Raw genomic sequence first — 12,272 nt, forward strand, 5'->3', positions numbered from 1 at the left:
CCCCGGCTCAGCTCAGCGCGCAGGAATTGACCACGTCACCGCTCGCGGGCCTGGCGATCGTCCGGTCCGCGGGCGGAGCGCTGCCGTCCTCCACCCACGCGACGAGCGCCCCGAACGCCGAGCGGTAGCAGGGCAGGATGGGCCGCAGCCGGTCGGGATGGGTGTCGTAGAGCGAGTCGACATGGGTGCCGCCCTCGACCGTGTAGTAGCGGTGCAGCCCGGAGCGGCCCCGGCGCGTCACCATCCGCTCGTACACGTCCGAGTCGGTGGCGATCGGCAGCAGCGTGTCGAGGTCGCCGTGCAGCGTGATCAGCGGACGCCCGATCCGTCCCGTCAGCGCGACCCGCCCCACCGCGCGGTGCACGGAGCCGGGGCGCGCGGCGTAGTCGTACTCCGCGTCCGACGCGCAGGGCGCGAGGATCTCCGGAAGCGTCGCACCGGCCGAGGGCCCGGGACAGGACGGGTCGTACGACGGATCGAACTCGGCGCGGTAGACCTTCTGCGTCAGGCCCCAGTACGCCTTCTCGTGGTACGGCCACAGGAACCGTGAACCCGGCGCGAAGCCGGCCTTCAGGAGGTCCTCGTCGTCGGCCCGGCCGAGGGTGCGTGCCACGGTGACCGGCAGCGACCCGAGGAGCCCTCCGCCGTCGGCGGTCCACAGGGCGCCCTCCCAGTCCACCCCGCCGTCGTAGAGCTCCGGGTGGTTCTCCAGCTGCCAGCGGGTCAGGTAGCCGCCGTTGGAGATGCCCGTCATGTACGTCCGCCGGGGCGCCTGCCCGTACCACCGCCTGAGCGTCGCGCGGGCCGCGCGCGTCAGTTCCGTGGTGCGCCGGTTCCACTCCGCCACGGCGTCCCCGGGCCGTCGGCCGTCGTTGTAGAAGTCCGGGCCGCTGTTCCCCTTGTCGGTCGCCGCGTACGCGTACCCCTGCGCCAGCACCTGATCGGAGATGAGGGTGTCGGTCGCGTACTGCTTGCGCGTTCCGGGCGCACCCGTGACGACGAGACCGCCGTTCCAGCGCTCGGGCATCCGGATGACGAACTGGGCGTCGTGCCGCCACCCGTGGGTGGCGTTGAAGCGCGAGTCGTCGGGGAAGTAGCCGTCGATCTGGGTGCCGGGCACACCCGAGGGGTTCCTCGTTCCCTTCGCGGACAGGCCCGCCTGGTCGGCCATGTCGGTGTACGCCGTGCCGGCGAGCCCTGCCGTCGTCAAGTCGGGGAGACAGGCGACGCGTTGACGCTCCGCCCCGGGCACGTACGGACGGTCCTGCCGCGCGCACGCACCGGCCTCGGGAGCGCGGGCCGCGGCGTCCGCGAAGGCGGTGGTGGTCAGCACCATGAGCAGCGCGGCGACGAGCGGGACGCCTCTGGACGGGCGCATGGGAAGCCTCCGGTTTCACTTCGGGAGTGCGGGAGAAGAGGGGCGCAGCGCCACATCGTGCTGCCGTGCGGCCCGGTACGGCCATGGGCCCGGCCCACACGCCGCGAGGCCCGGACATGGGGGCCGTCCACGAAAAGTGTTTGCCTGTTGATCAGTTCGCTGTGAGGATGAGCGCATGAAGACCGGAAAGGGGGCCTCACGATCCTTCGGTGATCGCTGATGGCCACATTCGACGCCCCGCACGCCCAGCCCCAGCCGCTGACTCCCGCCTGGCTCAGGGCCCACTTCGACCCCCTGCCCTTCCCCGCCCGCAGGGCCGCACTCGCCCGGTACGGCAGAGCACTCGCCCCGGACGCCTACGCCGCACTGCACGCCGCCCTCGACGCCGGGGACGCCGAGGAACGCCACACGGCCCTCTTCCTCGCCGTGGTGCGCCGTGACACGGACGCCGTCCGCACGGCTCTCGAAGATCCACTCCTGCGCCGCCGTGCGCTCTCCGCCGCCATCCGCCTGCCCCTGCCCGAACAGGCCCTCACCGCGCTCGCCCTGCACGACACCGGCGCCGTGCGCCACGAGACGTTCCGGGTACTGAGAGCGGGGCGCCGCACCGCACTCGCCGACGCCCTGCTGCCGCGCGTCCACGAGCGCCACGGCCCCCGGGAGGCGGCGCGGCTGCTGACCGCCTGTTCGGCCCGGACGGCCGCGGCCTGGCTCCCGCGCCTGGAACCGCCGGCCGGCGTCCTCACCTCCCTGGCACGCACCGCCCCCGCCGCCGTCGCCACCCGCCTCGCCGACGGGTACGCGGCACACACCGGCCCCGAGCGCCAACGCTTCGTACGGAGCCACCTGCCGATCGCCACCACGGTCGCCGAACGCGACCCGCACGCCGGGCTGCTGCTGCTGCGCAGGGCCCCCGGTCTGATCGGCGCACGGGCGGCGGTGGCCCTGCTGCGCCACCCCGCCGGGGTGCTCCGTGTCCTCCGGGCCGCCACACCCGAACCCGGCGGCACGCCGCGCGTACTGCGGTTCACGCCGGGCCCGCTCCCTCCCTCGGTCAGACGCGCCGTCCTGGCGCTGCCGGTGGGCGACCGGGCGGAACTCGCGCGCCGCTGCCACGCCGCCGCACCGCTCAGGCGCCACGGGGGAGCGGGCCAGGTGTCCCCCGACGCGCTGCTCCAACTGCTGCCACCCGACGCGCGCCGCCGGGCCGTCGAGGAACGCACGGCGAGCACGTTCGGGCGCCGCACGTTCCTGTCGGACCTGGCCGCCGTCGCCGCGCTCGGGCCCGACGACAGGGCCGCCTTCCTGGCGCCCTGGACCGACCAGTTGCGGCGCAGCGGCCGGACCGTCCGGCGGGCCGCCGCCGGCCTGCCGCTCGCTGTCGCCGAGCCGGTCCTGCGCGAGCAGACGTCGGACCACCGGCTGCACCTGCGGCTGTTCGCCTGGCCGGCTCTGCTCGCCTGCGCCGAACTCCACGGCGACCCGCGGGAGTACGCCCGGATCGCGGCGTCCTGCGAACGCGCCTGGCACGACCAGAACGAGGTGCGCCACGGCGCCCTGGCCCAGCTGGCCGAAGCGCCGCCGCGGCTGCTCGCGGCGGTCGAGGAGCGGGTGCTGCGGGACGCCGTCATGACCGCTGTCCAGTCGCGCGACTCCACCGGCGCCACCCTCGCCGCCGCGGAGAGATGGCTGCGCCGCACCGCGCGGAGCGCCGCCTCGCGCGGCGACGACCACCGCGCCGCCTTCGCCGCCCGGTTGCTCTGCCACGTCCTCGCCGACCCCAGGCGAAGGGGACCGCGCACCCCCTTGCGCGTCGGCGCCCGTACGGCACGCTCCGTGTGGTCCATGGTGGAGGCCGGAGAGCGAACGTTCCCGGGAACGCTCGTTTCCCTCGCCGAACTCCTCGCTCCCCACCTGCCGGACCTCCCCTCCCTGGAAGCGCTGATGCGGCGTACCGCGGAAGAGCACGACGACCCGGAGGTCGCCTCCCGTGCGGCGGCGGTGTGGCTCGGACCGCCGGCGACCAGAGAGCGGCGCTGCGCGGAACTCGTACGCCTCGACCCGTCCTTCGCCGCCGTTCCCGAGGTGCTGCGTACGCTCGCCACCCGCCGCACCGACCTGCTCGACGACGTCCTCGGAGCCGTCGCACGCGACGGCCTGCGCGGCCGAGTCCGCCCAGGGGCCAGACCCTGGGCGCCCCGGCTGCGGCCCGCCGACACGGGCCGCTGGCTGCCGCAGCAGCGCCGCAGGTGGTCGGCGCATCTCGCCGCCGTGGCGTGCGACGAACAGGTCCCCCTGCGGGAGCGGGCCGACGCCGCCGCGCTCGTCAGCTCACCCGACGCACTCGTCGCCCTGGCCGAGAGCGCGCCCCACCCGGTGGCGGCGGCCGCGCTCGGCAGTCTCGGCACGCTCGGCGCGGCGGGACCCGTCACAGCGGAACTGCTGGAAACGCTCCTGCGGCACGCGGGAACGGGCGGTGTCCGCGGGCGCGCCGCCATGACCGCCGTGCGGCGGCTGCTCGACGCCGTACCGGACGGCCGCGCCGTCACACTGCTCGCCCCCCTCCTGCGCAACCCGGCCAACCCGGTCGGCACGAGGAAGGAAGCAGCCAGGGCGCTCGGCGCGCTCACCGGAACAGCCGTCCTCGAAGCGTTCCTCGCCGCCTGGGACGAACCGGCCCAGCACCGGGACGTACGGGCCGTCATCGCGCCCTTCCTCACGCGCGCCGTCGACCGCGCGGAGGTCGCGGACCGGCTGTCCGCCGCGATGCGGGAACCGGCGGTCAGAGAGGCGGTGCTCGGCAGGCGCTCTCCCACGGTGCCTCCCGGGAACCGCGCCGCGTACACCGCCTTCCTCGGCGGCCTTCTGCGGGACGGGGACGACGACACCGCGGTGGACGCCTGCCGCGCCCTGCCCGCGCAGGCCGGACCCGAGGGCGCATCGGACCTCGCCCGCCTTCTCGCCGAGATCGCGGTCGATCCGACCCGAGCCTGGAAGGTGTGGAACGAGGCGGTACGGCAGCTCGTGTCCCTGCCCCTGGCGGCGGACACCCCGCCCCTCGTCACGGGCGCGTTCCGCACACTCCTGCTCAGAGCAGGCTCCGACGACACGCAGGTCAGAGCCGACGCACTGCGCCGCCTGGACGCCTGCGCCGAGACACTGGCCGACCGGCAGGACAACGCCGGCGCCCGGGCCGTCACCGACTCGGCGATCGACGCCCTCGTAGCGGCGGGGCTGCTCCGCCGGGCGGTCGCCCTGGCCCAGGAAGCGGCCGTGGGCGCGGTACGGCGCGCGGACGCGGCGCCTGAGCCCTGGGAGCGCTTGCTGGAGCTGGTCGCAGACCACCCCGAAAGGCTTTCACCGAGCGGTTCGCTCTACCTCGAAGCAGGCCGCGCCGGGCCCGTGGCCGCCGCCCTCGTCGTCTCGCGCACGCTGCGCGACCACGGCTCACATGCCGCGGGACGGCTGGCCCTCGCCCTGGTGAGCGCCGCCGGCCGGGCGGCCGGCTGGCAGGACCCCTGGCCCGCGGAGCTCGCGGCCCTGCGCGAGCACCCCGACCCCGACACGTCCGTGGAAGCGTTCCTCGTCGTCGCGGGGGACGTTCACTGACCGAAGGGGCGGCCGTCAGGCAGGCCGTACGGCGATCTTGTCGAGCGCCTCCAGCAGGCCGGGCAGCTCGGGCCCCCGGCCGAGCGGAAGCACCTCGCCCGGTTCGTCGTCCAGCAGCACGAAGGCGATGTCGTCGGTCCTGGCGACCACCGACCAGCCGGGGCCGTCGGCCCGCAGGGTGCGGGCCTGGCCGGACGCGAACGTCGAGCGCACCCGTCCCGGCGGCGGCGGGGCCTCGACGTACCCGTGCAGCTCCTCGATCACGCGCCGCACCCCGGAGTGCGACGGCGTCCCACCGGCGCCGGCGAACGTCTCCTCGTCGTCGATCTGCTCGCGCCAGGCCGCCCACTGGAGCGCGATCTCGTCGGCGCCGAGCCGCCGCTGGGCGGGCCCCCACGTGTCGGTGTCGGGCGGTGACAGAAGGGACGGCTCGTCCGTGCCGTTCCCGGGAGCGGGGTCGTGCGGGGCCGGGATGCCCGGAGCGGCCACCGCGAGGGGGAGCGGCCAGCCGGGCAGCCCGGTGACGACCGTGCGCTCGTCCGGCGACAGGTCGTACTCCATTCCGCAGTCCCAGGAGGCGATGGCCACCGCCACCAGCGACACGTCGTCGATCACGACGGTCCACCGCGCGCCCGTGCCGTCCTGGCCGAGCACCAGGCCGTACCCCTCGGCGTACGGTTCGAGACCGAGCGCCGCGCAGGCCTGCGGATAGTCGTCCCCGAGGACACTGGGGAACTGCGCGGGGGTCAGCAGCACCGCGGTCAGCACGAACAGTGCGTCCTCGGCGTCCTCGGCACTGCCGGCGGTGTCGGTGTCCGGCCCGGTCACGGCACCCTCCTTCGGATCGGTCGTCGGCGCACCCTAACCAGTGAGTAACCCCGTCGTCGAGGTCCGCGAGGTAACGAGCGGATCAGGCGGCGGGCAGGCCGAGGAGGGTACGCGCCACGCTCTGCGGCGACTCGCCGCGCTCCCGCGCGAGCGCGATCACCGCCCGGCAGGCCAGCTCGTTGACACCGAAGGAGAGGGCTTCCGGCGACACCCAGCCGGCTGCTTCCTCGATACGGCGCTCGTCGTCCTCCGCGCACGCCGACACGTACACCGCGGCGGCCTCGAAGAGGTTGTGCTGACGCGTCTCCCGGTGCGCCCGCGGCGCACCGGCCGCACCGCCCGCACGCGGTCCGAAGAGCTTGCGGAGTCTGTCCCATGCGCCGTCGAACACGTGGACCGCCTTCCCTCTGCGTGATGCGTTCACGGATCCCCCATGTGTGCACTCCCAACGTAGAGTTGGACACCGGGCGACAGAAGGGGGACGGAGCGTTGAAGCGCTACGACCGGCTCAAGGAGATCCAGCGTCTCGACCCGGACAAGGACTTCCTGACCATCTACCGGCTCACTTGGACGTACGAGTTCCCCTGGGACCACACGCGCGCCCTGGAGCTGGCCCTGTACCGCACGTACGCGGTCCCCTCCATCGGTCGCCTCCTCGCCCGGACGGCCGAGCTGACCGACCGTCCCCAGAAGCGCTACGACGACACCGCGCTGCTCCTGGACACCGTCGTGGAGCACGGGTTCGACACCGAGGAAGGCCGCACCGCCCTGAGGCGCATCAACCAGATGCACCGCGGCTACGACATCAGCGACGACGACATGCGCTATGTGCTGTGCACGTTCGTCGTCATGCCGAAGCGCTGGCTGGACTCCTACGGCTGGCGACGGCTGAGCGACCACGAACTGCGGGCCTCGGCCGCCTACTACGGCACGCTCGGCCGGCACATGGGCATCAAGGACATCCCGCGCTCCTTCGAGGAGTTCGAGCGCTGCCTCGACACCTACGAGGCGGAGCACTTCGGCTGGGACGAGGGGGCGCGCGAGGTCTCGGACGCGACGCTCGCGCTCATGGCGTCCTGGTACCCGCGCCCGCTCGCGCCGCTGGTGCGCCGCGCCGCCCTCGCACTCCTCGACGACACGCTCCTGAAGACGTTCCGGTACGACCCTCCGGCTCCCGCCGCCCGCGCGGTGGTCAGGGGCGCCCTGCGGCTGCGTGGCCGTGCCGTGCGGCTGCTCCCACCCCGCGCGAAGCCCCACTACGCCCGGCAGAACCCCGAGATCAAGGGTTACCCCGACGGCTACACCGTCGCGGACCTGGGGACGTTCCCGGCGCCCGGCGCCGGGGGCTGCCCGGTCCCGCACACCGCGCGTCCGGCGGCCGCCACCGAGTGACCATCCGGCGCGGACGGCACGGTTCCCGGTTCAGTCCTTGCGCACGGCCAGCACCAGGAACCGGTCGTCCTCGTCGGTGTACGACGTCATGAGCCACCCCGAACCAGCGAGCAGCGGCCGCAGGTTGGGCTCGGCCCTCAGGTCGTCCGGTGTGATTTGGCGCCCGTGACGGGCCGCGAGGGCCGCACGCCCCACGGGGTGGAACAGTGCCAGCAGACCGCCGGGCCGCACCGTCCGGGCCAGCTCGCGCAGATCCTCCGCGGGCCGGGCGAGATGCGAGATGAGACCGGCCCCGAAGACGGCGTCCAGCGCGCCCGTCCGGACCGGCAGCCGGCCGACGTCGGCGACCAGCAGATGAGCGGCACGATGGCGGCCCGCGCCGACGGCCGCCTCGAGCATCGCCGGCGTCAGGTCGGCGCCCAGCACCGAGCCCCCGGGGCCCACGGCGTCGCGCAGGAACGGCAGCGCCCGGCCGGTGCCGCAGCCGGCGTCCAGCACCGCGTCGCCCGGCCGCAGACCCAGGCCGGCCACCGCGGCGGCGTAAGCCGGTCCGTCGTCCGGGAAACGGGAGTCCCAGTCCGCGGCGCGGGCCGTGAAGAACTCCTGTACATGTGTGGGGTCGTCGTGTGTGCGGTCATTGGCCATACGCACATCCTGCCTCGAAGTCCGCGCGCTCCGGCCGCTTCACCGCAGATGCGGTGCGCATGTTCGACCGCAGGCCGATCGTTCGGGAACGTATCTCTGTCATATTCGGGCAGCTTTCGAAATGCGCTCCCATTGTGCGCCCCTCGCGGGGCTAGCGTCCCTGGGCCATGGGACACCTGGACCACGCCACCTTCGGCTGGCTTACACCCGTGCTGTCGTACGCGATGGCCGTCATCGGCGCCGCCCTCGCCCTGCGGTGCACCGTACGCGCGCTGGGAGCGAACGGACCCTCCCGGCGCAACTGGCTGATCACCGCCGCGTCCGCCCTCGGCACCGGCATCTGGACGATGCACTTCGTCGCCATGCTCGGCTTCGGCGTCACCGGTACCGAGATCCACTACAACGTTCCCCTGACCGTCCTCAGCCTGCTCGTCGCGATGCTCGTCGTCGGCGTCGGCGTGTTCGCTGTCGGCTACGGCCGCGACCGGGGCAGGGCGCTGCTCCTCGGCGGTCTCACCACCGGTCTCGGCGTGGCGAGCATGCACTACCTCGGCATGGCCGCTCTGCGCCTCAACGGCGCCGTCTCCTACGACCCGCTGGTCGTCGGCCTCTCCGTCGCCATCGCGGTCGTCGCCGCGACCGCCGCCCTGTGGGCCGCCCTGAACATCAAGTCACCGGTCGCGGTCGCCGTCGCCTCGCTGGTCATGGGGGCGGCCGTCAGCAGCATGCACTACACGGGCATGGCCGCCGTCAGCGTCCAGGTCAGCCCCTCCGCCAGGGACCTTCCCGGGGCCACGGCCATGCAGTTCATCTTCCCCCTGGCCGTAGGGCTCGGGTCGTACCTCTTCCTCACCGCCGCCTTCGTCGCACTGTCGCCCACAGCACGCGAACGCGCCGCCTACGCCTCCGCGGAGCGCTCGACCGAAGCGGCCGTTCCCTAGAACAGCGCCGGCCCGCCGCAGAACCGCATCCCCGACGCACCACGACCCCGTATCCGGAACGAGGAGGCCATGCGCAGACCCCGCAGGACCCCGGGCGCCGAAACACCACACCGCTCCGCGCCCCCCGCGCGTGGACGGCGCGCGCACGCGGGTCCCCCCGCCGACGAGAACACCGCACCGGCCGGCGGCGGCCCCCGTACGCGGGCGCGCCCCGCGGCGCCCTCCCGGGAACGGCGGCGCCTGCGCCCGAGAACGGTCCGGGCGAAGATCGTCTCCCTGCTCATGGTGCCCGTCGTCTCCCTGCTCGCCCTCTGGGCCTTCGCCACCGTGACGACAGCTCAGGACGTCGCCGCGCAGCAGCGGCTGGTACGCGTCGACGAAGAGATACGCACACCGGTCACCGCCGGCGTGGCCGAACTCCAGGCGGAGCGCCGCGCCGCCGTCCGCTACCTCGCGTCTCCGGACGACGACCGCGCGGAAGATCTGGAACAGCAGGCGAAACGCACCGACAGCGCCGTGGACGTCCTGCGGCTCGACGACGAACACACCGTCGCCGACGGAGCGGACCTCCCCGGCGAGGTCGCGGCCCGGCTCACCACCTTCGTCTCCGGCACCGAACGGCTGCGCACCCTGCGCACCCGCGTCCTCGACCGCGACGCCGACTGGGACGAGACGTACGAGCAGTACACGCGCACCATCCAGGACGCGTTCGGCGTCAACGGCGCGCTCACCGGTGTCCAGGAGGCCCGCCTCGGCTCCGACGCCCGCGTACGGCTCGAGTTCGCGCGGGCGGGCGAAATGCTCGCGCGCGAGGACGCGCTGCTCTCCTCCGCGCAGCTCGCCCGGAGCTTCGACGCGCAGCGCCAGCGCCGGTTCGCGGGAGCGGCCGAGACCCGCAGAGACCTCACCGAGTCCGCCGTCGCCGACCTGCCGCCCGCGCAGCGCGCCGCCTGGCGCGCACTCACCGGCCGGAGCGCGTACGCCGACGTCATCGCCGCCGAGGACAAGGTCAGCGCGGCGCCGTCCGGCCGCAAGGCCGCACAGGCCGTCCCCGCGGCGACCTGGGAAGCCGCCCACAGCGCCGTCCAGCGCTCCGTGCGCGACATCGGGGCACGTGCCGAACGCACCGCGGCCGGGCGCGCCGGCCCACTCGCCCGCGCCCTCACCCCGTCCGGAGCGGCCGTACTCCTCGGACTCGCGGCTGTCGCGGCCTCGCTCCTCATCTCGGTGCGCATCGGACGCCGCCTCGTGGTCGAGCTCGTCAGCCTGCGCAACAGCGCCCTGGAGATCGCCCGGCGCAAACTGCCGCACGCCATGGACAGGCTCCGCGCCGGCGAGGAGATCGACATCCACGCGGAAGTCCCCCAGGGACCGCCCGCCGACGACGAGATCGGCCAGGTCGGCGAGGCCCTCGCCACCGTGCACCGCGCCGCCGTCGGCGCCGCCGTGGAACGCGCCGAACTCGCCAGCGGTGTGTCGGGCATCTTCGTCAACCTCGCCCGGCGCAGCCAGGTACTCGTCCACCGCCAGCTCAACCTGCTCGACAGCATGGAACGCCGCGCGGACGACCCGGGCGAACTCGGCGACCTCTTCCGCCTCGACCACCTCACGACCCGCATGCGCAGGCACGCGGAGAGCCTCATCATCCTGTCCGGCGCGGCCCCCGGACGGGCCTGGCGCGTGCCCGTACCGCTCACCAACGTCGTACGCGCCGCCGTGTCCGAGATCGAGGACTACGCGCGCGTGGAGGTACGCCCGCTGCCCGAGGCAGCCGTCGCGGGAACCGCCGTCGCCGACCTGACCCACCTCCTTGCCGAACTCGTCGAGAACGCCGCCCAGTTCTCACCACCGCACACCAAGGTGCGCGTCACCGGCGAACCCGTGGGCAACGGCTACGCCCTGGAGATCGAGGACCGCGGACTCGGCATGGGGAAGGAGTCGCTGTCCCGCGCGAACCGGAGGATCGAACAGTCCGAAGCGCTCGACCTCTTCGACAGCGACCGGCTCGGCCTCTTCGTGGTCAGCAGACTCGCCGCCCGGCACGGCATCAAGGTCCACCTGCGCACGTCGCCCTTCGGCGGGACGACAGCGGTCGTCCTCCTGCCGATCGCGCTCCTCCAGAGCCCCGTCACCGAGGGCGAAGGGGCGCGGCCGGCCGCTGTTCGCGTGCAGCGGCGGGACGACGTTCCCGGGAACGCCGAGAACGAGCCCCGGTTCGGGCCGGCCCTCGCCCCGGAGCCCCGCCCTGCCGGTACGAACGCGGGCGTCTCCACCGCGCAGGCCGCCCGCCCCGCGCTCGCCGTGCAGCCGCCGGAGCCGCCGTCCCGGCAGCCGGCCGGAGTCACCGCGCTGCGCCCGCACCACCGCACCGCGCGACCGGACGTTCCCGGGAACGACGAGAGCGGGCTCCCGAGAAGGGTCCGGCAGGCCAGCCTCGTCCCCCAGTTGCGCGAAGCGCCCCCGCCGCCCGGACCGTCGTCCTCGGACCCCTCCTCCGACGACGCCGCCAAGGAACGCACCCCGGAGCAGGCGAGGGACCGAATGACGGCATACCGCAGCGGATGGACCCGCGGCAGAGAAGGAGATCAGAAGTGATCGAGCACGAGGGGACGACCCGAACCGCCCAGGGTTCCGGTGAACTCGACTGGCTGCTTGACGATCTGGTGACCAGGGTGAGCGAGGTGCGGCACGCGGTCGTGCTGTCCAACGACGGCCTGGCCGTCGGCGCGTCGAGCGCGCTGAACCGCGAGGACGCCGAACACCTGGCGGCCGTGGCGTCCGGCTTCAACAGCCTCGCCAAAGGGGCGGGACGTCACTTCCGCGTCGGTGACGTACGCCAGACGCTCGTGGAGATGGACGACGGCCTGCTGTTCGTCGCCGCGGCCGGTGACGGCTCCTGCCTCGCCGTGCTGAGCACCGCCACGGCCGACATCGGGCTCATCGCGTACGAGATGGCCCGGCTGGTCAAGCGAGTCGGCGAGCACCTGTACACGCCACCCCGCTTCACCGCCCAGCCGCCGGCCCGCGGGCTGACCGTACGACCGCACAGAAGGCGGCACCGCACATGACCGAGGACAGAGCCCCCGACCCCACCCTCCAGGGAAGCCACTGGTACGACGCCGAGGCGGGCCCCCTGGTACGCCCGTACGCGATGACCGGCGGCAGGACCGAACCGGGCCCCGGCGGCGCGCGCTTCGACTTCATCGCACTCGTCGACCTCGCCGAGGACGCGCCGGGCGGCGCCGAGGAATCGCTGCTCGGCCCCGAACACCGCGCCCTGGTGGCGTTGTGCCGCCTGGAGACGCAGTCCGTCGCCGAACTGTCGGCGGGTGCGGACCTGCCGGTCGGCGTGGTCCGCGTACTCCTCGGCGACCTTCTCGAATCGGGCTACGTCAAGGTCAGCCGGCCGGTACCGCCGGCGCAGCTGCCGGACGAACGGATCCTGAAAGAGGTGATCGAGGGCCTGCGTGCCCTCTGAC

The 12,272-nt window shown here is 73.9% G+C and carries 10 protein-coding genes; 6 read left to right on the forward strand and 4 right to left on the reverse strand.

Annotated features, from left to right (window positions below):
- Positions 1–7 precede the first annotated feature (7 nt).
- On the reverse strand, positions 8–1,378 hold the full coding sequence (locus E2E34_RS09745; protein ID WP_138901501.1) for a tannase/feruloyl esterase family alpha/beta hydrolase: 1,371 nt from the start codon (positions 1,376–1,378) through the stop codon (positions 8–10).
- Positions 1,379–1,597: 219 nt separating this feature from the next.
- On the opposite strand from E2E34_RS09745, the gene E2E34_RS09750 reads away from it, so the two are divergent.
- The gene (locus E2E34_RS09750) at positions 1,598–4,987 is read left to right on the forward strand and encodes a hypothetical protein (RefSeq protein ID WP_138901502.1); all 3,390 of its coding nucleotides are present in this window, start codon (positions 1,598–1,600) and stop codon (positions 4,985–4,987) included.
- A 15-nt stretch (positions 4,988–5,002) separates the two neighbouring features.
- Here E2E34_RS09750 and E2E34_RS09755 read toward each other — a convergent pair whose 3' ends face one another.
- The gene (locus tag E2E34_RS09755; protein WP_138901503.1) at positions 5,003–5,815 is read right to left on the reverse strand and encodes a hypothetical protein; all 813 of its coding nucleotides are present in this window, start codon (positions 5,813–5,815) and stop codon (positions 5,003–5,005) included.
- Between the two features lie 82 nt (positions 5,816–5,897).
- Positions 5,898–6,206: a hypothetical protein gene (locus E2E34_RS09760; protein WP_138901504.1), complete on the reverse strand. Its 309-nt coding sequence runs from the start codon at positions 6,204–6,206 to the stop codon at positions 5,898–5,900.
- Between the two features lie 98 nt (positions 6,207–6,304).
- Between E2E34_RS09760 and E2E34_RS09765 the strand changes: the two genes are divergently transcribed.
- Entirely contained in the window at positions 6,305–7,207 is a 903-nt protein-coding gene (locus E2E34_RS09765) for an oxygenase MpaB family protein (RefSeq protein WP_138901505.1), read from the forward strand.
- A 30-nt stretch (positions 7,208–7,237) separates the two neighbouring features.
- On the opposite strand, the gene E2E34_RS09770 is transcribed toward E2E34_RS09765, so the two are convergent.
- Entirely contained in the window at positions 7,238–7,852 is a 615-nt protein-coding gene (locus E2E34_RS09770) for a class I SAM-dependent methyltransferase (RefSeq protein WP_138901506.1), read from the reverse strand.
- A gap of 167 nt (positions 7,853–8,019) precedes the next feature.
- On the opposite strand from E2E34_RS09770, the gene E2E34_RS09775 reads away from it, so the two are divergent.
- From E2E34_RS09775 to E2E34_RS09790, 4 genes are all read left to right on the forward strand, one after another.
- On the forward strand, positions 8,020–8,793 hold the full coding sequence (locus E2E34_RS09775) for an MHYT domain-containing protein (RefSeq protein ID WP_138901507.1): 774 nt from the start codon (positions 8,020–8,022) through the stop codon (positions 8,791–8,793).
- Between the two features lie 69 nt (positions 8,794–8,862).
- On the forward strand, positions 8,863–11,388 hold the full coding sequence (locus tag E2E34_RS09780; RefSeq protein ID WP_138901508.1) for a sensor histidine kinase: 2,526 nt from the start codon (positions 8,863–8,865) through the stop codon (positions 11,386–11,388).
- Positions 11,385–11,861 (forward strand): roadblock/LC7 domain-containing protein, encoded by a 477-nt coding sequence (locus E2E34_RS09785; RefSeq protein ID WP_425573303.1) that lies wholly within the window; start codon positions 11,385–11,387, stop codon positions 11,859–11,861. Before E2E34_RS09780 ends, E2E34_RS09785 begins: the two co-directional genes overlap by 4 nt.
- Positions 11,858–12,271, forward strand: a complete 414-nt coding sequence (locus E2E34_RS09790) for a DUF742 domain-containing protein (RefSeq protein ID WP_138901510.1) — start codon at positions 11,858–11,860, stop codon at positions 12,269–12,271. Before E2E34_RS09785 ends, E2E34_RS09790 begins: the two co-directional genes overlap by 4 nt.
- Position 12,272 lies beyond the last annotated feature (1 nt).

Origin of the sequence: Streptomyces albidochromogenes, assembly GCF_005981925.1 — a bacterium.
Taxonomy (GTDB): domain Bacteria; phylum Actinomycetota; class Actinomycetes; order Streptomycetales; family Streptomycetaceae; genus Streptomyces; species Streptomyces albidochromogenes.